The organism is Roseomonas genomospecies 6, from assembly GCF_008365375.1.
In the GTDB taxonomy this organism is placed as follows: domain Bacteria; phylum Pseudomonadota; class Alphaproteobacteria; order Azospirillales; family Azospirillaceae; genus Azospirillum.
Genome location: NZ_QOKW01000021.1, coordinates 20,451 through 38,447, shown reverse-complemented (window position 1 = coordinate 38,447; position 17,997 = coordinate 20,451). Strand labels below are relative to the sequence as shown.

The following is a 17,997-nucleotide window of genomic DNA, read 5'->3' as shown; positions in this document are numbered from 1 at the left end:
GCTCCCACCACGGGCCTAGCCGGAAGATTCGGCCGGAAGATTCGGAAAGCTCAGCAGTACATCAGTTCGCGCACATGGGCCGCGGTGGCCGAGGCCAGGGCGCGCAGGTTGTAGCCGCCTTCCAGCACCGACACGATGCGGGCGCCGCAATGGGTGCGGGCCAGATCGCCCAGCTTGCGCGTGGCCCAGGCGAAGTCGTCGTCGGTCAGGTGAAGCCCGGCCAGCGGGTCCCGCGAATGGGCGTCGAAGCCGGCGGAGATGATGAGCAGGTCGGGTTTGAAATGGTCGATGGCCGGCAGGATGATGTGGGTCATCGCGTGCCGGAACTCCGGCGATCCCGACATGGCGGCGAGCGGCGCGTTTATGCAGTTGCCGTACTCGCCCTTCTCCGCCGCGTCGCCGGTGCCGGGGTAGAGCGGCGACTGGTGGGTGGAGCAGTACAGCATGTCCGGATCGCGCTGGAAGATGTCCTGCGTTCCGTTGCCGTGATGGACGTCGAAATCCATCACCGCCACCCGCTGCAGCCCGTGCACCGCCCGCGCGTGGTAGGCGCCGACCGCGGCGTTGTTGAACAGGCAGAAGCCCATGGCCTTCTCGTACTCGGCATGGTGCCCCGGCGGGCGGACGGCGCAGAAGGCGTTGCGCGAATGGCCCGACGCCACCGCATCCACCGCCGCGATCACGGCACCGGCGGCGCGAAGGGCGGCCTCGCCCGAGCCGGGGGAGATCACCGTGTCCGCGTCGATTCCCGCGTGGTCCTGCTCCGGCACCAAGGAGAGGACGCTTTCCACATGCTCCCGCGGGTGGGCGCGGGAGAGTTGCTCGATGGTGGCGAGCGGCGCTTCCTGCCGTTCGAGCATGTAGAATTCTTCGGTTTCAAGAGCCGCCAGCACGGAACGAAGCCGGTCGGCGCATTCCGGATGGCCCAGCCCTGTGTCGTGGTCCAGGCAGGCGGCGTGGGTGAACAGGGTGGTGAACATGCTTTTCTGTCTTTTTCGTTCGTGTTCGAGGCATTTCCCTGCGTCTATTGTTCCTGGATCGCTAATGAAAGTACAGGCTGATTCCGGGGCTTATCGTCACATCCCCCCAACCGCCGCCGCCACCCCCTTTTCGCGGTGAACGTGCGCGCCTGCACCGCCACGGCATTGTCAGGCGCAACGTTCGATCACGAAGCGGTAGACGCCCCCTTCCTCCGTGCTGGAGGCCAGCCGGTTTCCGGTGGCCTCGCAAAAGGCGGCGAAGTCCTTGGGCGCGCTGGGGTCCGTCGCCTCGACGATCAGCGTCGACCCGGCGGGGACCGTCTTCAGCGCCTTGCGCGCGCGCAGCACCGGCAGCGGGCATTGCAGCCCCTTGGCGTCAAGCGTCTGGTCGGCCATCGTTTTCTGCACTCCTTGAGGGCACCGTCGGGGCGATTCTAGAACGGCTGCGGCGCCCCCTCAACTCCGCCGGACGATGCCCCTGCAAAGCGGGGAATATTCTTACGACTACGGGACATCCACGGGTAGACAGCGCGATACACTCTTCCATATGATTGAACACGAACGATAAACGGCGGTCCGGCGGCGCACGATTCGAGCGCAACGGTTCGCTGTTGCTTGGCGCCGACAGAAACGGTCGTTTCATGAACATTGCCGATCTGCAGAACAACGCACGGCGGGCAAGCACGCTGCTCAAGGCCATGAGCAACGAGCGCCGCCTGCTCATCCTGTGCTACCTGAGCGAGGGTGAAAAGTCGGTCGGCGAACTGGAAGAGCTGGTGGATCTGAGCCAGTCGGCCCTGTCCCAGCATTTGGCGCGCCTGCGCCGCGACAAGCTGGTGCGGACGCGCCGCGCCGCCCAGAACATCTACTACTCGCTGAACGGGCACGAGGCGCAAACCATCATGGCCACGCTGCACGAGCTGTTCTGCGCCCCCGCCGCCCGCAAGAAGGACGAGGGGTCCCCCGCCGGAGCCGAGGAACCCACCAACGCCCCGGCCTGAGTGCCCTTCACGCCCCCGCTCAAACCCGCCCGGGGAAGCGGCGCCCGAACAGCAGAGCGGCCAGCGCCAGGATCAGCCAGCCCAGGATGAAGGCGCTTCCCCCGGTCGGGGCCGTCATGGCGATGGGCAACGGCCCGCCGGTGGCGGTGGCGTAGAGCGTTCCGCTGAACAGCAGGATTCCGGCCACGAACAGCCATCCCGACAGGCGCAGCGCCAGCCGCGCCGGCCCTTCGGCGGTGCGCAGCAGGGCGACCAGAGCGACGAGCGCCAGGGCGTGCCACATCTGGTATTGCCCGGCCAGCCGGAACAACTCCTGAGCGCGCGGCGCGTCCGCCAGACCGTGGCTGGCGTAGGCGCCGGCCCCGACCGCCACCGCGCCGTTCAGGGCCGCGAAGGCCACCCAGAGCCGATCAACCAGTCCCATGTTTCCTCTCCACCCTGGTCGCCGTCGCGCCTTTCGGCGCTGGCGACGAAAAAGTTCGACCTCGCACCCGCTTGGCCCGTCCTTTGCTGCGAACCGGCCTGCCGGCCGCCGGCTGCCCGTGGAAACGGGGAGTCCGCTGCGGTTCGGCGCAAATTGATTTGCAAAATGCCAAAGGCTCGTGGTGGACCGCAACATTCTGCACCGGCAGGCGCATGACACCTGCCACGTCGATCCGGTGCCCCCGGCCGAGGATCGCCACGCCGCGTCGGTGCCCTCCATCGCGCCTCCAGCTTCCGTGGAGGATTGGCTGACCGGCTGGGCGCGGGCGCGCGGCGGCCATCTGCTGGTGGTGGACGACAGCCCCACCAACCGGATTCTCACCGCGGCGCTGATGCGCAAGGTCGGGTTCTCCGTGGACACGGCGGACGGCGGGGCGGAAGCCATCGCCTCCGTCGCCTCGGCGGACGTCCCCTACGACGCCGTGCTGATGGACGTCGCCATGCCCGAGGTGGACGGGATCGCCGCGACCAGGGCCATCCGGGCGATGCCCGGCCCCCGGGCCACGGTGCCGATCATCGCGGTCACCGCCCACGGCTTCGCCGAGGACCGCGACCGCTGCATGATCGCCGGCATGAACGATTACGTGCTCAAGCCGGTGCGCCGCCCCGAGCTGCTGTCCGCCCTGGCGCGCTGGCTGGAGCCCGTCGCCCGCGAGAACGGCGGGCTCAGAAGGACGAATCCGGTTCCTTGAGGAACTCGGCCTCCTCCGGCGTCGTGTCGCGGCCCAGGATGGCGTTGCGGTGGGGGAAGCGCCCGAAGCGCGCGACGATGTCCCGGTGGCGTTCGGCGTAGCGCACGGTCTCCGGGTCGCCGACCCGCTCCCGGAACAGGGTGCAGGACAGCTCCTGGCAATCCAGGTCCTCCTGATGCTCGAACGGCAGGTAGAGGAAGATCCGCTCGTCCCCGTTGCATTCCAGGTCGTAGCCCTGCTCCACCGCATGGCGGGCCACCGCCAGCGCCTTGGCGTCGGTCGCGAAGGCCCGCGGCGTGCCGCGGAAGACGTTGCGCGGCACCTGATCCAGCAGGATGCAGAGCGCCAGACAGCCGTCCACATCCTCCAGCCAGTGATCGTACCGGCCCTCCGCCGCGGCCTCGTGGTGAGGAAGCAGCGTGTCGCGCACCGTCCGGTCGAAGCTGTCGGACCGGCGGAACCAATAGGGCTTCATCGCCTCGTCGAACCAGAAATCCACGATCTCGTCGATCAGCCTGTCCACCATCTGCACCACCTTCGAATGGGAATGGGCCGTCCATAAGGAACGGAGGGCCACAAAAAGAACAGGGCGCCCGAGGGCGCCCTGTCCAGTCTTGAATCCGGCATGAAACCGCGTCCGGGGACACAGCTCAGTGCAGGGTGCTCCAGAGCTTGCGCTTGGTGGCGTACATCAGGCCGGCCAGCACGATCAGGAACAGGATCACCTTCACGCCCATCTGCTTGCGCGCATCCATGTGCGGCTCGGCGATGAAGGTCAGGAAGGTGCTGATGTCGTGGGCCTGCTGCTGCACCGTCGCCGGGGTGCCGTCGGCGTAGGACACGCCGTCCGGCATCAGGATGTTGGGCATGCCCACCTGATGGCCCGGGAAGTACTTGTTGTAGTTCATGCCCGGCATCAGGGTCACGCCTTCCGGCGGATTCTCCTCGAAGCCGGTCAGGAAGGCGTACAGGTAGTCCTCGCCGCCGACGCGGGCCTTCGCGATCAGCGAAAGGTCCGGCGGCAGGGCGCCGTTGTTGGCGGCGCGGGCGGCGTTGTCGTTGGGGAACGGCGACGGGAAGCGGTCGGCCGGGATGCCCGGACGCATGAACATCTCGCCCGCGTCGTTCGGACCGGCCTGGACCTCATAGCCGGCGGCGATGGCCTTCAGCTCGTCCTCGTTGAAGCCGATGCCGGCCAGCGTCCGGATCGGGACCAGCTTGGCCGAGTGGCAGGTGGCGCAGACTTCCTTGTAGATCTGGAAGCCGCGCTGCGCAGACGCCCGGTCGATGGTGCCGAAGACGCCGCTGTGCGACCACTCCTGCTTGGGGATGTGCACCGCTTCCGACGCCTGCGCGGCGCCGGCCAGGCCCAGGGCGAAGGCCGCGGAGAGGATGGCAGACTTCAGAGAGCGCATTATGCCTTCTCCATGGGCTTGGCATGGGCGCCGGCGGCAACGCGGCCACCGCCCTTCAGAACCGGTTCGCAGATGCTGGCGGGAAGCGGCAGCGGACGCTCCAGCTTGCCCAGCAGCGGCAGCAGGATCAGGAAGTGGAAGAAGTAGTAGGCCGTGCCGATGCGGGCGATCAGCAGCCACACGCCTTCCGCGGGCATCGCGCCGGCGTAGCCCAGGACCAGGGCGTCGATGGCGAGAATCCAGAAGAACTGGCGGTAGATCGGACGGAACTTGCAGCTCCGCACCTTGGAGGTGTCGAGCCACGGCAGGGCCGCCAGGACCGCGATGGCGCCGAACATGGCGAGCACGCCGCCCAGCTTGTCCGGGATCGCGCGCAGGATCGCGTAGAACGGCAGGAAGTACCATTCCGGAACGATGTGGGCCGGCGTGACCAGCGGGTTGGCCGGGATGTAGTTGTCCGGGTGGCCGAGGTAGTTCGGGGCGAAGAAGACGAAGGAGGCGTAGAAGATCAGGAACACGACGACCGCGAAGCCGTCCTTGATCGTGACGTACGGGTTGAACGGCACGGTGTCCTGCGGGCCCTTCGGATCGATGCCCAGCGGGTTGTTGGAGCCGGAGACGTGCAGGGCGGCGGTGTGGAGGATCACCAGGCCCAGCAGCACGAACGGCAGCAGGAAGTGCAGCGCGAAGAAGCGGTTCAGCGTCGGGTTGTCGACCGAGAAGCCGCCCCACAGCCAGGTCACGATCGGGTCGCCGACCAGCGGGAAGGCCGAGAACAGGTTCGTGATGACGGTGGCGCCCCAGAAGCTCATCTGGCCCCACGGCAGCACGTAGCCCATGAAGGCGGTGGCCATCATGGCCAGCAGGATCAGCACGCCGAGAATCCACAGGATCTCGCGCGGCGCCTTGTAGGAGCCGTAGTAGAGACCGCGGAACATGTGGATGTAGACGGCGATGAAGAACATCGACGCGCCGTTGGCGTGGACGTAGCGCAGCAGCCAGCCGTAGTTGACGTCGCGCATGATGCGCTCCACCGACTCGAAGGCGATGCTGGTGTGCGCGGCGTACTGCATCGCCAGCACGAGGCCGGTGGCGATCATGATGACCAGCATGATGCCGGCGATGGCACCGAACGCCCACAGATAGTTGACGTTCCGGGGCATCGGATACTGGTTGTACTCATGGTCCAGCATCGTGAAGATCGGCAGGCGGCTGTCGATCCACTTCACGACGGGATTCTTGAACTGGGGGGCGTGAGCCTGAGCCATCTTGGGGTCTCCAGAACCTTAAGGGCCGCTTAGCCGAGCCGGACCGCGGTGTCGCTCGTGAAAGCGTACTGCGGAACGACGAGGTTGGCCGGGGCGGGACCCTTGCGGATGCGCCCTGCGGTGTCGTAGTGCGAGCCGTGGCACGGGCAGAACCAGCCGTCGTATTCACCGCGCGGATCGGTCGGCTTCTGCCCCAGCGGGACGCAGCCGAGATGCGTGCAGATGCCGATGACGATCAGCCATTCCGGCTTCTTGACGCGGGTGTCGTCGGCGGCCGGGTCGCGCAGGTCGCCGAGGTTGACGGTGCGGGCCTCCTCGATCTCCTTCGCCGTGCGGTGGCGGACGAAGACCGGCTTGCCACGCCAGGTGACGGTGATCGCCTGGCCTTCCTGGACCGGGGCCAGATCCACGTCGATCGAAGCCAGCGCGAGGGTGTCGGCGGCCGGGTTCATGCTGTCGATGAACGGCCAGACGGCGGACGCGACACCAACGGCACCCACGGCCCCGGTGGCGAGGTAGAGAAAATCACGGCGGGAAGCTCCCTCGCCGCCGGGGGCCGCGTGGGCACCCGTCCCGGGCGGATGCGTGGTCTGAGCCATAAGCGTTAATCTCCTCAAGGCATACGGCGGCGCGCCGAAGCGCCCTATGACACGTGGACCAGTGTTTATCACGACTTGACGGGCGTGTCCGCTCACTGGGTGGGCGTGGGCGCGCCGCGTCGGCCGGGGTTGTATGCCCCGGGTATCCGGGGTGCGGTATACAGTCGCGGCAGCGCCTTGAAAAGGCTTTGTCATCGGACAACTTGTCGCGCTTCGCGGTGCACCATTAGACTTCGCTGAACAACAAGGGAATTTCATGCGCCTCGTACTCTTCGAACCCGACATTCCCCAGAACGCCGGGACGCTGATGCGGCTGGCGGCGGGACTCGGGGTGCCGCTGGACCTGATCGAGCCCTGCGGCTTCGTGCTGGACGACCGCAAGCTGCGGCGGGCCGGGATGGATTACATCGACCAGCTCTCCCTGGTCCGGCACAGCTCCTGGGCGGCCTACCGCGCGCTGCCGCAGGCGGGGCGGCTGGTGCTGCTGACCACCCGCGGGGCCGTTCCCTACACCGATTTCGCCTTCGCCCCGGACGACCGCATCATGGTCGGGCGCGAGAGCGCCGGCGTGCCGGAGGAGGTGCACGAAGCCGCCGACGCCCGGCTGGTCATTCCCCTGAAACCGCCCGCCCGGTCGCTGAATGTTGCGCTGAGTGCCGCGATGGTGTTGGGTGAGGCCATGCGGCAGACGGCCGCACTGCCCCGACCTCTGCACCGACCGAGCCCGGACGCCCGCCCATGACCACCTCCCTTCCCGACGCCACCGACCGGCAGGCACAGGCCAGCGCCTGGTTCGCCGAGTTGCGCGACCGCATCTGCGCCGAGTTCGAACGGATCGAGGACGAGCTGACCGGCACCCATTCCGACCTGCCGCCGGGCCGCTTCGAGCGCAAGGCGTGGCAGCGCCCGGACCATGGCGGCGGCGAGGGCGGCGGCGGCGTGATGTCGGTGATGCGGGGCCGCGTGTTCGAGAAGGTGGGCGTCAACGTCTCCACCGTGCACGGCACCTTCAGCCCCGAATTCCGCGCCAACATCCCAGGTGCTGCGGAAGACGGGCGGTTCTGGGCCTCGGGCATCAGCCTCGTCGCGCACATGCGCTCGCCGCTGGTTCCGGCCACCCACATGAACACGCGCCACATCGTGACCAGCATCGGCTGGTTCGGCGGCGGCGCCGACCTGACCCCGATGGTGCCCGACGAGCAGGACACCGCCGATTTCCACGCCGCCTTCCGCGACGCCTGCGACCGCCACGACCCGACCTGCTACGCGCGCTACAAGGAGTGGTGCGACCGCTATTTCTTCCTGCCGCACCGGGGCGAGGCGCGGGGCGTCGGCGGCATCTTCTACGACAATCTGGATTCCGGGAACTGGGAGGCCGATTTCGTCTTCACCCGCGACGTCGGGCTGGCCTTCCTGGAGGTCTTCCCCGCCCTGGTCCGCCGCCACATGAACCGCCCCTGGACCCCGGAGCAGCGCGAGCACCAGTTGATCCGCCGCGGACGCTACGTCGAGTTCAACCTGCTCTACGACCGCGGCACGACCTTCGGCCTGAAGACCGGCGGCAACACCGAAGCCATCCTGATGAGCATGCCGCCGGAGGTGAAGTGGCCGTAGCGGCTTTGCCTCAGCCCATCCGCCTTTCCGCCTCGGCCAGGCACGCCTCCCGCCCCGGCCGGAAGTCCTCGGCGATCCACCACGCCTCGACCTGCTTCAGCAGCGCGCCCACCGCCGGGCCGCGCTGCATTCCCATGGCCAGCAGGTCGCGCCCGGCGATGGGAAGCGTCAGGGACGGCAGCTCCTCCGCCGTCGCCAGCGCCGCCTTCACCGCATCGAGCGCCACCGGTCCGGGAGCGTCCACCGCCGCCAGAAGCGCGAGGTCGCGGTACAGCCCGGCGTCTCCCAACCGGTAGAGAGCCTGCCGCCGCTTCATCGGCCCGTCGGACGGGGAGACGGCCATGGGCGGCTCCGTCAAGGCCGCGAGGCGGTCGCGGTCGGCGTTGGACAGGCGCAGCGTTTGCGCCACGGCCAGCGCACCGGCCCGGTCGGTGTCCAGAACGGCGGCGAAGCGGCGCACCGCCTCAGTCGGCTCGCCCAGGTCATGCTCCAGCCGGACCAGCCCGTCCAGCCGGACGGTGCGAACCGCGTCGGGCAGCAGGTGGGCCATCACCCCGCGCTCGATCATCAGGTCCCAGACCAGCGCCGGGTCGGGCGCGGCCAGCAGCCGGGACAACTCGCCCCGGACCCGCTCGCCGGACAGGGTCGGCAGGCGGGGCGCCATCTCCGTGCAGGCGGCCAGCGCCGCTTCGTCCGGGGCGCCGCGCCCGTAATGGGCGTGGAAGCGGAAGAAGCGCAGCAGGCGCAGCACGTCCTCCTCGATGCGCTGGCGCGGGTCGCCGACGAAGCGCACCCGCCCGGCGGCCATGTCGCCCAACCCCCCGAACGGATCGTAGACGCAGCCCTCCAGCGTGCAGCTCAGCGCGTTCATGGTCAGGTCGCGCCGGGCCGCGTCCTCCCGCCAGTCGTCGGTGAACTCCACGCGGGCGTGGCGCCCGAAATTCTCCACGTCGCGGCGCAGCGTGGTGATCTCGTAATGCGCCTTCCCGGCCACGGCGGTGATGGTGCCGTGCTCGATCCCCGTGGGGATGGCGGCGATGCCGGCGGCCTTCAGCAACTCCATCACCCGCTCCGGCGGGGCGTGGGTGGCGATGTCGATGTCCTTCACCCTGCGACCCAGCCACGCGTCGCGCACGCAGCCGCCGACGAAGCGCGCGTCCGCGCCCCCGGCGGCGAGGGCCTCGAACACGGCGCGCGTCTCGGGCGCGGTCATCCAGGGCTGAAGGGCGATGCGGGCGTTGACGGTCATGGCGGCAGGCTAGCCCGCGGGACGCTCAATTGCTAGAAGCCCCGCCGCCGATCACCCGCCCGTCCTCGACGTGCGCCGGGGTGTAGGGCGTGTGCGGCGGCACCCCGCTGGTCAGGGCGACGGAGCCCAGCGTCACCGCCATCGCCGCCACCCCGCCCAGCACCAGCCAGGGCCAGGGCGCGGCCGCCCACCAGGGGGCCGGGTTGTGCGCCTCCTCAGCCTCCCGGCGGCGGCGCTCGACCACCAACACGTACAGGGCATAGCCGACCGTGGGCAGGACCAGAGGCAGGATGACCGTCAGGAAGATACGCAGCACCGCGCCACCGCCCTACCGGGTTCCGCCGGTGGGCAGGTCGCCCAGCCGGTCGGCGCGCAGGACGTCGCAGAGATTGGCGAGCATCCCCGCCGTCGCCCCCCAGATGAAGCGCTGCTGATACGGGAAGGCGTAGAAATAGCGCTGGGCGCCCTGGAACTCGCGGCTGTGGCGTTGCGGGTTGGTGGGGTCGAGGATGGCAGCCAACGGAACCTCGAACACCTCCGCGACCTCGGTCGGGTCGGGAATCACGTCGAAGGGCGGGCGCACCAGCCCGACCACCGGGGTCACCCGGAAGCCGGTGCGCGTCACGTAGGTGTCCAGCCGGCCCAGCAGCTCGATCCGGCTGCGGTTCAGCCCGATCTCCTCCTCCGTCTCGCGCAGGGCGGTGTCTTCCGGGTCGCGGTCCGCGCTCTCCATCCGGCCGCCGGGAAAGCTGATCTGGCCGGCGTGGGCCGTCAGGTTGGCGGTCCGCTGGGTGAAGATGACCGTCGGCTCCTCCGGGCGGTCCACCAGAGGAACCAGCACCGCGGCCTCCCGCAGCTTGCCCGTGGAGGGTTGGAATCCGGGATTCAGATCATGGTCGCCGCGCACCTTGACGGGGTGCAGGCTGGCCGTGGCGCTTCCCGGAAAGCGCTTTCGGACCTCGTCGAGACTCACTCTCCAGGCAGCTTGCCCAGCGCGAAGAAGGCCTTCCTGCTCCATACTCCCACCTCGGTTTCCCCATCATGGCCGCGCGCAACGGCCCGGTCCACCATTTCGTAGTAGACCGACCGAAGAATTCGCGCTTCCAAACCATTTCTTATGACGATATAGGGCGTCGGTTCTCCATTTTCAGGATTGTGCACAACCCTTATCGGGTGTTCCGGCCCGCATTCCACCCATTCGTCTAAATTTGTACGGAACGACAGCGTCTGTTCGTCTCCATCTCCGCTTGCAACCATTTCCACGGCGATGAAGGGCGTGTCCTCAACCACGATGCGCCCGCGCTCGACCGGCGTGACCAGCCAGAAATCGCCCGCCTCGTCCCGCCGCAGAACCGTGGCGAACAGCTTCACCAACTCGATGCGCCGGATCGGGTCGCCCTCGTGGAACCAGGTGCCGTCGCGGGCGATGCGGATGTCGAAACGCTGCTCCCTGGCGGTCGGTTGCAAACCGCCGGGCAGGCTTTCGCCGCTCTCTCCACCTGGGCGCTTGTCATTCGACCGTTCATTGCCGACCTTCATCGCTGGCCTTCTCGTCTTTTCGGGCATGAGGGGGCACAGTGGGAACTGGCCGCGCAACGTAATTTCGCCATACTCGTCACATAGGTCCAGACTGGCGCAATTGCCACGACGGCCGTTCCGACCCCAGGGGTCATGACTGCATGGTCTTAAACGGGAGCAGAGACGTGAGCGCAACCGACGCCGTCAATCCGGGCGCCAATCCGGGCCAGGGCTTTCCCGCCACCGAGAATCCGCATCAGCTCATGGCGGAGATCGAGGCGCTCGGCGGCCGGCTGACCCATGTGCGCGACCGCATCGGGCGCATCATCTTCGGCCAGCAGGAGGTGATCGACCTCACGCTCATCACGCTTCTGGCCGGTGGCCACGTCCTGCTGATCGGCGTGCCCGGCCTCGCCAAGACGCGGCTGGTGGAAACGCTGGGCACCGTCCTGGGCCTCGCGGAGAAGCGCATTCAGTGCACGCCCGATCTGATGCCCGCCGACATCCTGGGGTCGGAGGTTCTGGAGGAGAACGAGCAGGGCCGCCGGTCCTTCCGCTTCATTCCGGGTCCGGTCTTCAGCCAGCTCCTGATGGCGGACGAGATCAACCGCGCCAGCCCGCGCACCCAGTCCGCCCTGCTCCAGGCGATGCAGGAGCGGCGCGTGTCGGTCGCCGGCCAGTACCACGCCCTGCCCCAGCCCTTCCACGTCCTCGCCACCCAGAATCCACTGGAGCAGGAGGGCACCTACCCGCTGCCAGAAGCGCAGCTCGACCGCTTCCTGATGCAGATCGACGTCGATTATCCTGACCGCGACGCCGAGCGGCGCATGATGATCGCCACCACCGGCGCCCTGGACGAGCAGGCGGTGACGGTGCTTTCCCCCGCCGACCTCCAGGCGGCGCAGCGGCTGGTCCGCCGCGTGCCGGTCGGCGAAGGGGTGGTGGAAGGCATCCTCGACCTCGTGCGGCGGGGCCGTCCGGAAACCACCGACGTGCCGGAGGTGCAGCGCCACGTCGCCTGGGGTCCCGGCCCGCGCGCCAGCCAGGCGCTGATGCTGGCCGCCCGCGCCCGCGCCGTTCTGGACGGGCGGCTGTCGCCGTCGCTGGACGACGTGATGGCCCTGGCGAAGCCGGTGCTGCGGCACCGCATGGCGCTGAACTTCGCCGCGCGGGCGGACGGCATCACCCTGGACGACATCATCAACCGCCTCTGCGCCCCCTTGTCGTAAGGACCTGCCGATGGCCACTCCCACTCTCGGCGCCACCACCCTGCGGGCGCAGCAGCGCGCGGAGGGGTTGGCCGCCACCCTGCCGCCGCTTCTGGTCGCTGCGGAGCGCGTCGCCTCGACGGTCGCGCAGGGCGTGCACGGGCGGCGGCGCGTCGGGCTGGGCGAGACCTTCTGGCAGTTCCGCCGATACCAGCCCGGCGATTCGCCGCAGATGATCGACTGGCGGCAATCCGGCAAGACCCAACCCGTCTATGTGCGCGAGAACGAGTGGGAGGCCGCCCAGACCGTCTGGCTGTGGCGCGACCGCTCGCCCTCCATGGATTACCGGTCCACCAACGCCCTGCCGACCAAGCGGGAGCGCGCCGACCTGCTGACGCTCGCCGCCGCGGTGCTTCTGGTGCGCGGCGGCGAGAGGGTGGGCCTGCTGAACTCCGGCCAGCGCCCGGACCACGGCAAGTTCGCCCTGAACCGCATGGCCGGCCAGATGACCGACCCGCGCAACGCCCATTCCCCCGACGCGCTGCCGCGGCCCGAGCCGCTGCCCCGCCACGCCCAGGTGGTTCTGGTGGGCGATCTGCTGTCGCCGCTGCCGGAAATCCACGAGACCGTGGCCGCCCTGACCGGGCGCGGCGTGCGCGGCCATCTGCTCCAGATCCTCGACCCGGCGGAGGAGACCCTGCCCTACGAGGGGCGCGTCGAGTTCGAAGGCTTCGAGGGCGAGGAGGAATTGCTGGTGCCCCGCGTGGAGGCGGTGCGCCAGACCTATCTGGAGCGGCTGCGCGCCCACCAGGACGGTCTGGACGCCCTGGCCCGCGCCGCCGGCTGGACCTACGCCGTCCACCGCACCGACCGCCCGCCCCAGACCGCCCTGCTCGGGCTGTGGGGTGCGTTGGCGCGGGAGGCGGTTTAGAGGTGGCGGCACCGCGCCCCCTTCCTCCCACGCTGCGCGTGGGCCCCTCCTTCCCCCACCTGCGGCGGGGGCAGGTTCTCAAGCCCTCCCCCGCCGCAGGTGGGGGAGGGTTGGGTGGGGGCCCGACCCGACCACCCAAGACACTCCCCCACCCCCATCCACCAACAGCGTAGACGCCGATGCTGGGTTTCGGACCGATCGCCTTCGCCGCCCCGTGGGTTCTGACCGCTCTGGCCGTCCTGCCGGTGCTGTGGTGGCTGCTGCGCGTCACGCCGCCGGCCCCACGGGTGGTGCGCTTTCCCGCCATCCGGCTGCTGCGCGACCTGACGGCGCGGGAGGAGACGCCCGCCCGCACCCCGCTGTGGCTGCTGATCCTGCGCCTGATCGTCGCCGCGCTGCTGATCCTGGCGCTGGCCGGGCCACTGCTGAATCCGCGTGCCGCCCTGCCGGGCAGCGGGCCGCTGCTGCTTCTGGTGGACAACGGCTGGGCGTCCGGCCGCGACTGGCCGAACCGCCGCCGCGCGATGGAGGAGCTGGTCTCCCAGGCGGAGCGGCAGGACCGCCCGGTGATCCTGCTGCCGACCGCCCGGCCCGCCGGGGGCGAGGCGGTGAAGGCCAGCCCGCCCCTGCCCGCCGCCGAAGCCCGCCGCCTGATCCAGGCGCTGGAGCCGCACCCCTGGCCGACCGACCGCGCCGCCGCGCTGGAGGCCGTGCGCGGGCTGGCCGCGCGCGGTTCCGCCCACACGGTCTGGCTGTCGGACGGCATCGGCGACCGCAGCGCCCGCAGCCTTGCCGAGACTCTTCAGCGCATGGGCTCCATCGAGATCCTGGACGATTCCGCGGAGAAGCCCGCTCACCTTCTGCTTCCCCCCTCGGCGGAGGGAACCGGCCTGTCCGCCCGCGTGGTGCGCGCCGACGCCTCCCGCCCCGACAGCGTGACCCTGCGCCTGTCCGCCACGGATGGACGCCTGCTGACCCGCCAGCCCGTCGCCTTCGAACCGGGGCAACTCACCCGCGAGGTGCTGTTCGAGGTGCCGGCGGAGCTGCGCAACGACGCCGCCAGCCTGCGCGTGGAGAACGACACCACCGCCGGAGCCACCGTCCTGCTGGACGAGCGCTGGCGCCGCCGCCCCGTCGGACTGGCCTCGGGCCGCGCGGCTGGCGAGAACCAGCCGCTGCTTTCCGACCTGCACTACCTGGAACGGGCGCTCGCCCCCTACAACGAGGTGCGGCGCGGCGCGCCGGACGAGCTTCTGAAGCGCGACCTCGCCGTGCTGGTCCTGTCGGACATCGGCGCCGTGACCGGGCAGGAGGCCCAGACCATCGAGGATTGGGTGCGCAAGGGCGGCGTGCTGCTGCGCTTCGCCGGGCCGCGGCTGGCCCAGAATCCCGACGGTCTGGTGCCGGTGCGTCTGCGCATCGGCGACCGGGCGCTGGGCGGCGCGCTGTCCTGGTCGGAGCCAGCGAAGCTCCAGCCCTTCGACGGGCGCAGCCCCTTCGCCGGCCTGCACATCCCCGACGACGTGGCGGTTTCGCGGCAGGTGCTCGCCGAACCGGCGCTGGATCTCGCCGACCGCACCTGGGCACGGCTTCAGGACGGAACGCCGCTGGTCACCTCGGAAAAGCGCGGAGACGGCTACATCGTGCTCGTCCACACCACCGCCAGCCCGGAATGGTCCAACCTGCCGATGTCCGGCCTGTTCGTCGACATGCTGCGCCGTCTGGTGACGCTGAGCGGCGGCGTCGCCGGGGGCGCGCATGGCGGCACGCTGGAGCCGCTGGAGGTTCTGGACGGCTTCGGACGGCTGGTGCCACCGCCGGCCGCCGCCTTCCCCATCGCCGGGGATGCCGGGGCCGATGTGATCGGTCCGCGCCACCCGCCGGGCTTCTACGGCACGGAGGAGTCCCGCCGTGCCCTGAACCTGACGGCCGTGGTGACCCGGATCGAGCCGCTGGGCGCCATGCCCGGCGGAGTCGCCCGCGGCACCTACGGCACGCGGGGCGAGGTGGCGTTGAAGCCCGCGCTGCTCGGCGCCGCCTTGGCGCTCGCCATGATCGACCTGCTGATCGCCCTGGCGCTGCGCGGCCTGCTGGGCGGCTGGGGGTTCGGAAGCGGGAAGCGCCGCCGCCGCGCCGGAGCCGCCGCCGCGGTCCTGCTGACTCTGGGCGCGGCGCTCCCCATGGCTGCGGCGCCCTGGACGCCCGCACGCGCCGACGACCTGCAATCGACCAAGGTGACGGCGGAGACCTACCTCGCCTATGTGCGCACCGGAAACGGGACAGTGGACGACACCTCGCGCGCCGGGCTTGAAAGCCTTGTGGAGGTGCTGACCCGCCGCACCGCGGTGGAGGCCGCAGGCGCGGTCGGCGTCGATCCGGAAACCGACGAGCTGGCCTTCTACCCCCTGCTCTACTGGCCGGTGTCCGGCGGGCAGCCGGCGCTGACCGACCGCGCCCGCGCGCGCCTGAACGAGTACATGCGCAACGGCGGCACCATCCTCTTCGACACGCGCGACCAGTCGGCGGGCGCCTTCGGCGGCAATCAGGCGCTCCAGGGCATGGTGCAGGGGCTGGACATCCCGCCGCTGGCCCCCGTGCCGCCCGACCATGTGCTGACCAAGTCCTTCTACCTGCTGAACGATTTCCCCGGTCGCTACAATGGCGGCGACCTCTGGATCGAGGCGCGCGAGGGCCGCGCCAACGACGGCGTGTCCCCGGTCCTGATCGGCGGCAACGACTGGGCCGCGGCCTGGGCGGCGAACCGCAACGGCCAGCCGCTCTACGCCGTGGTGCCCGGCGGCGAGCGGCAGCGGGAGATGGCCTACCGCTTCGGCGTCAACCTCGTCATGTACGCCCTGACCGGCAACTACAAGGCCGATCAGGTGCATGTGCCCGCGATCCTTGAGAGGCTCGGCCAGTGACCCTGCTTGACGGAACCTCCATCGCGCTGGCCCCACTGCTGCCTTGGGTCTTTCTGGTCCCGCTGTTCGTGGTGGCGCTGACGATCCTGGCGCTGGCCGTCTTCCGCCGGGCGCGCGGCGTCTGGCTGCGGGCGCTGGCGGTGACGGTGCTTGCCCTGGCGCTCCTCAACCCCTCGCTGGTGCAGGAGAAGCGGGAGGCGATCAAGGACGTGGCCGTGGTGGTGCTCGACGCTTCGCCCAGCCAGAACATCGGCGACCGCCGCGCCCGTGCCGAGGCCGAACTGGAACGGCTGACCGAGCGCCTGAAGGCCTTCGACGACCTGGAACTGCGCGTGGTCCGCGCCGGGGACGCGGAATCCGGCGCCTCCGCCATCAACGAGACGCACCTGTTCGACGCGCTGAACCGCGCCATGGCCGACGTGCCGCGCCGCCGCATGGCCGGGGCGGTGCTGATCACCGACGGGCAGGTCCACGACGTTCCGGAGAACCTCGCCCGGCTGGCCGAGATCGGCCCGGTCCACACGCTGCTGACCGGCAACCGCGACGAGGGCGACCGTCGCCTCGCCATCGTCCAGGCGCCGGCCTACGGCCTCGTCGGCAAGCCGGTGGAGCTAACCATCCGGGTGGACGACATGCCGGGGCGCCAGTCGGCCGATGCGGCGGTGACGTTGCGCCAGGACGGCGGCCCGCCGCGCACCATCCGCGTGCCGGTGGGACGGGACTTCCACATGGAACTGCCCGTCAACCACGGCGGCCAGAACGTGCTGGAGATGGAAGTCGAGGCGGCGCGGCAGGAGTTGACGCTCGCCAACAACCGCACCGCCGTGGTGGTGAACGGCGTGCGCGACCGGCTGCGCGTGCTTCTTGTGTCCGGCGAACCCCACGCGGGCGAGCGGACGTGGCGCAACCTGCTGAAGGCCGACCCGTCGGTCGATCTCGTCCACTTCACCATCCTGCGCCCGCCGGAGAAGCAGGACGGCACCCCCATCCGCGAGCTGTCCCTGATTGCCTTCCCGATCCGGGAGCTGTTCGAGATCAAGCTGGACGAGTTCGACCTGATCATCTTCGACCGTTACCGCCGGCGCGGCGTGCTGCCGCAGATGTATCTGGAGAACATTGCCGAGTATGTGCAGAAGGGCGGCGCCCTGCTTGAGGCGTCCGGCCAGGGCTACGCCACGCCGCTCTCGCTGTTCCGCACGCCTCTGGGCCAAGTGATGCCGGCGGAGCCGACCGGGCAGGCCATCGACCGCCCCTTCAAGCCGACCGTCACCGAGGTAGGCCGCCGCCATCCGGTGACCGCCGGCCTTCCCGGCGACCGCCCGGACGGCGAGCCGAGCTGGGGCCGCTGGTTCCATCAGGTGGAGGTCGTGCCGGGCAACGGCGCGGTGGTGATGAACGGGGCCGACAACCGCCCGCTTCTGATCCTCGACCGCGTCGGCAAGGGCCGGGTGGCACAGCTGGCTTCGGACCAGATGTGGCTGTGGAGCCGCGGCTTCGAAGGCGGCGGCCCTCAGGCGGAGCTTCTGCGCCGCCTCGCCCACTGGCTGATGAAGGAGCCGGAGTTGGAGGAGAACGACCTGCGCGCCCATGTGGACGGCAACCGTATCACGGTGGAGCGCCGGTCCCTGGAACCCGACCCGCGCAACGTCACCCTCACCACCCCCTCCGACGAGACCCGCACACTGGAGATGACCGAGGATCGAACGGGCCGCACCAGCGCGACCGTGATCGCGGTCGAACCCGGCATCTACCGCATCACCGACGGCGAGCGCACGGCCCTGGCCGTGGTGGGCGCCGTCAACCCGCCGGAACTGGCCGACGTCCGCTCCACCGGAGACCGGCTGTCCGGCGTCGCCGGGGAGACCGGTGGCGGCGTGCATTGGATTTCCGACACGGAAGGCGGCGTGCGCCCCGGCATCGACGTGCGCCGCACCCGCCCCGACCGCCCGCAGACCGGCGACGACTGGATTGGCCTGCGCGCCAACGGCGATTTCACCGTGACCGGCGTGTCGGAGGTGCCTCTGCTGCCTGTGGGCGCGGTTCTGGCCCTGGCGCTGGGCGCCTTGTTGCTGGCGTGGCGCCGCGAAGGACGGTAAGGGTCAACGTAGCTGTTGCAAT

General features: G+C 69.9%; 19 protein-coding genes. 8 read left to right on the top strand and 11 right to left on the bottom strand.

What is annotated here, in order from left to right; genetic code table 11:
* Positions 1-50: 50 nt before the first annotated feature.
* Both DS843_RS22140 and DS843_RS22135 read right to left on the bottom strand, forming a co-directional pair.
* Positions 51-980 (bottom strand): histone deacetylase family protein, encoded by a 930-nt coding sequence (locus DS843_RS22140; RefSeq protein WP_149471003.1) that lies wholly within the window; start codon positions 978-980, stop codon positions 51-53.
* Positions 981-1,148: 168 nt separating this feature from the next.
* Positions 1,149-1,376, bottom strand: coding sequence for a sulfurtransferase TusA family protein (locus DS843_RS22135; RefSeq protein ID WP_149471002.1), 228 nt, complete (start codon positions 1,374-1,376; stop codon positions 1,149-1,151).
* Positions 1,377-1,621: 245 nt separating this feature from the next.
* On the opposite strand from DS843_RS22135, the gene DS843_RS22125 reads away from it, so the two are divergent.
* Entirely contained in the window at positions 1,622-1,981 is a 360-nt protein-coding gene (locus DS843_RS22125; protein WP_149471001.1) for an ArsR/SmtB family transcription factor, read from the top strand.
* A 19-nt stretch (positions 1,982-2,000) separates the two neighbouring features.
* Here the strand turns inward: DS843_RS22125 and DS843_RS22120 are convergent, their stop codons facing one another.
* Entirely contained in the window at positions 2,001-2,405 is a 405-nt protein-coding gene (locus DS843_RS22120; RefSeq protein WP_149471000.1) for a DUF423 domain-containing protein, read from the bottom strand.
* Positions 2,406-2,586: 181 nt separating this feature from the next.
* Here DS843_RS22120 and DS843_RS22115 point away from each other — a divergent pair, with 181 nt between their 5' ends.
* A complete protein-coding gene (locus tag DS843_RS22115) occupies positions 2,587-3,156 on the top strand; it encodes a response regulator (protein ID WP_286192254.1) in 570 nt (189 codons plus the stop codon).
* On the opposite strand, the gene DS843_RS22110 is transcribed toward DS843_RS22115, so the two are convergent.
* The 4 genes from DS843_RS22110 to petA all read right to left on the bottom strand — a co-directional run bounded on the left by DS843_RS22110 (position 3,131) and on the right by petA (position 6,438).
* Positions 3,131-3,682, bottom strand: coding sequence for a DUF924 family protein (locus DS843_RS22110; protein ID WP_149470998.1), 552 nt, complete (start codon positions 3,680-3,682; stop codon positions 3,131-3,133). The two genes, DS843_RS22115 and DS843_RS22110, sit on opposite strands and share 26 nt — an antisense overlap.
* 124 nt (positions 3,683-3,806) lie before the next feature.
* Complete coding sequence (locus DS843_RS22105) at positions 3,807-4,571, bottom strand: cytochrome c1 (RefSeq protein WP_149470997.1); 765 nt, start codon at positions 4,569-4,571, stop codon at positions 3,807-3,809.
* A complete protein-coding gene (locus DS843_RS22100) occupies positions 4,571-5,839 on the bottom strand; it encodes a cytochrome b (protein WP_149470996.1) in 1,269 nt (422 codons plus the stop codon). Before DS843_RS22100 ends, DS843_RS22105 begins: the two co-directional genes overlap by 1 nt.
* Positions 5,840-5,868: 29 nt before the next feature.
* The gene (gene petA / locus DS843_RS22095) at positions 5,869-6,438 is read right to left on the bottom strand and encodes a ubiquinol-cytochrome c reductase iron-sulfur subunit (protein WP_149470995.1); all 570 of its coding nucleotides are present in this window, start codon (positions 6,436-6,438) and stop codon (positions 5,869-5,871) included.
* Between the two features lie 256 nt (positions 6,439-6,694).
* On the opposite strand from petA, the gene DS843_RS22090 reads away from it, so the two are divergent.
* The gene (locus tag DS843_RS22090) at positions 6,695-7,180 is read left to right on the top strand and encodes a tRNA (cytidine(34)-2'-O)-methyltransferase (protein ID WP_149470994.1); all 486 of its coding nucleotides are present in this window, start codon (positions 6,695-6,697) and stop codon (positions 7,178-7,180) included.
* Positions 7,177-8,052, top strand: coding sequence for an oxygen-dependent coproporphyrinogen oxidase (gene hemF, locus DS843_RS22085; RefSeq protein WP_149470993.1), 876 nt, complete (start codon positions 7,177-7,179; stop codon positions 8,050-8,052). The genes DS843_RS22090 and hemF overlap by 4 nt, the downstream gene beginning before the upstream one ends.
* Positions 8,053-8,062: 10 nt before the next feature.
* Here the strand turns inward: hemF and DS843_RS22080 are convergent, their stop codons facing one another.
* The 4 genes from DS843_RS22080 to DS843_RS22065 are packed head-to-tail and all read right to left on the bottom strand — an operon-like array spanning position 8,063 to position 10,840.
* Positions 8,063-9,301, bottom strand: coding sequence for a CCA tRNA nucleotidyltransferase (locus DS843_RS22080; protein WP_149470992.1), 1,239 nt, complete (start codon positions 9,299-9,301; stop codon positions 8,063-8,065).
* A gap of 25 nt (positions 9,302-9,326) precedes the next feature.
* Positions 9,327-9,617 (bottom strand): DUF6111 family protein, encoded by a 291-nt coding sequence (locus tag DS843_RS22075; protein WP_149470991.1) that lies wholly within the window; start codon positions 9,615-9,617, stop codon positions 9,327-9,329.
* Between the two features lie 12 nt (positions 9,618-9,629).
* Positions 9,630-10,274, bottom strand: coding sequence for a CoA pyrophosphatase (locus DS843_RS22070; RefSeq protein ID WP_149470990.1), 645 nt, complete (start codon positions 10,272-10,274; stop codon positions 9,630-9,632).
* On the bottom strand, positions 10,271-10,840 hold the full coding sequence (locus DS843_RS22065; protein ID WP_149470989.1) for a DUF1285 domain-containing protein: 570 nt from the start codon (positions 10,838-10,840) through the stop codon (positions 10,271-10,273). The genes DS843_RS22070 and DS843_RS22065 overlap by 4 nt, the downstream gene beginning before the upstream one ends.
* Before the next feature lie 242 nt (positions 10,841-11,082).
* On the opposite strand from DS843_RS22065, the gene DS843_RS22060 reads away from it, so the two are divergent.
* The 4 genes from DS843_RS22060 (at position 11,083) to DS843_RS22045 (ending at position 17,975) form a co-directional block, all read left to right on the top strand.
* A complete protein-coding gene (locus DS843_RS22060; protein WP_149471058.1) occupies positions 11,083-12,048 on the top strand; it encodes an AAA family ATPase in 966 nt (321 codons plus the stop codon).
* A gap of 10 nt (positions 12,049-12,058) precedes the next feature.
* Complete coding sequence (locus DS843_RS22055) at positions 12,059-12,958, top strand: DUF58 domain-containing protein (protein ID WP_149470988.1); 900 nt, start codon at positions 12,059-12,061, stop codon at positions 12,956-12,958.
* Positions 12,959-13,137: 179 nt separating this feature from the next.
* Entirely contained in the window at positions 13,138-15,879 is a 2,742-nt protein-coding gene (locus tag DS843_RS22050) for a DUF4159 domain-containing protein (protein ID WP_149470987.1), read from the top strand.
* The gene (locus DS843_RS22045) at positions 15,876-17,975 is read left to right on the top strand and encodes a hypothetical protein (RefSeq protein WP_149470986.1); all 2,100 of its coding nucleotides are present in this window, start codon (positions 15,876-15,878) and stop codon (positions 17,973-17,975) included. Before DS843_RS22050 ends, DS843_RS22045 begins: the two co-directional genes overlap by 4 nt.
* Positions 17,976-17,997 lie beyond the last annotated feature (22 nt).

Excerpts from the sequence above, each read along its gene's own strand:
- DS843_RS22100 (WP_149470996.1), bottom strand. The coding sequence starts at position 5,839 with ATGGCTCAGGCTCACGCCCCCCAGTTCAAGAATCCCGTCGTGAAGTGG.
- DS843_RS22110 (WP_149470998.1), bottom strand. The coding sequence starts at position 3,682 with ATGGTGGACAGGCTGATCGACGAGATCGTGGATTTCTGGTTCGACGAG.
- DS843_RS22125 (WP_149471001.1), top strand. The coding sequence starts at position 1,622 with ATGAACATTGCCGATCTGCAGAACAACGCACGGCGGGCAAGCACGCTG.
- DS843_RS22120 (WP_149471000.1), bottom strand. The coding sequence starts at position 2,405 with ATGGGACTGGTTGATCGGCTCTGGGTGGCCTTCGCGGCCCTGAACGGC.
- hemF (WP_149470993.1), top strand. The coding sequence starts at position 7,177 with ATGACCACCTCCCTTCCCGACGCCACCGACCGGCAGGCACAGGCCAGC.
- DS843_RS22135 (WP_149471002.1), bottom strand. The coding sequence starts at position 1,376 with ATGGCCGACCAGACGCTTGACGCCAAGGGGCTGCAATGCCCGCTGCCG.
- DS843_RS22065 (WP_149470989.1), bottom strand. The coding sequence starts at position 10,840 with ATGAAGGTCGGCAATGAACGGTCGAATGACAAGCGCCCAGGTGGAGAG.
- petA (WP_149470995.1), bottom strand. The coding sequence starts at position 6,438 with ATGGCTCAGACCACGCATCCGCCCGGGACGGGTGCCCACGCGGCCCCC.
- DS843_RS22055 (WP_149470988.1), top strand. The coding sequence starts at position 12,059 with ATGGCCACTCCCACTCTCGGCGCCACCACCCTGCGGGCGCAGCAGCGC.
- DS843_RS22080 (WP_149470992.1), bottom strand. The coding sequence starts at position 9,301 with ATGACCGTCAACGCCCGCATCGCCCTTCAGCCCTGGATGACCGCGCCC.
- DS843_RS22140 (WP_149471003.1), bottom strand. The coding sequence starts at position 980 with ATGTTCACCACCCTGTTCACCCACGCCGCCTGCCTGGACCACGACACA.
- DS843_RS22050 (WP_149470987.1), top strand. The coding sequence starts at position 13,138 with ATGCTGGGTTTCGGACCGATCGCCTTCGCCGCCCCGTGGGTTCTGACC.
- DS843_RS22105 (WP_149470997.1), bottom strand. The coding sequence starts at position 4,571 with ATGCGCTCTCTGAAGTCTGCCATCCTCTCCGCGGCCTTCGCCCTGGGC.
- DS843_RS22060 (WP_149471058.1), top strand. The coding sequence starts at position 11,083 with ATGGCGGAGATCGAGGCGCTCGGCGGCCGGCTGACCCATGTGCGCGAC.
- DS843_RS22090 (WP_149470994.1), top strand. The coding sequence starts at position 6,695 with ATGCGCCTCGTACTCTTCGAACCCGACATTCCCCAGAACGCCGGGACG.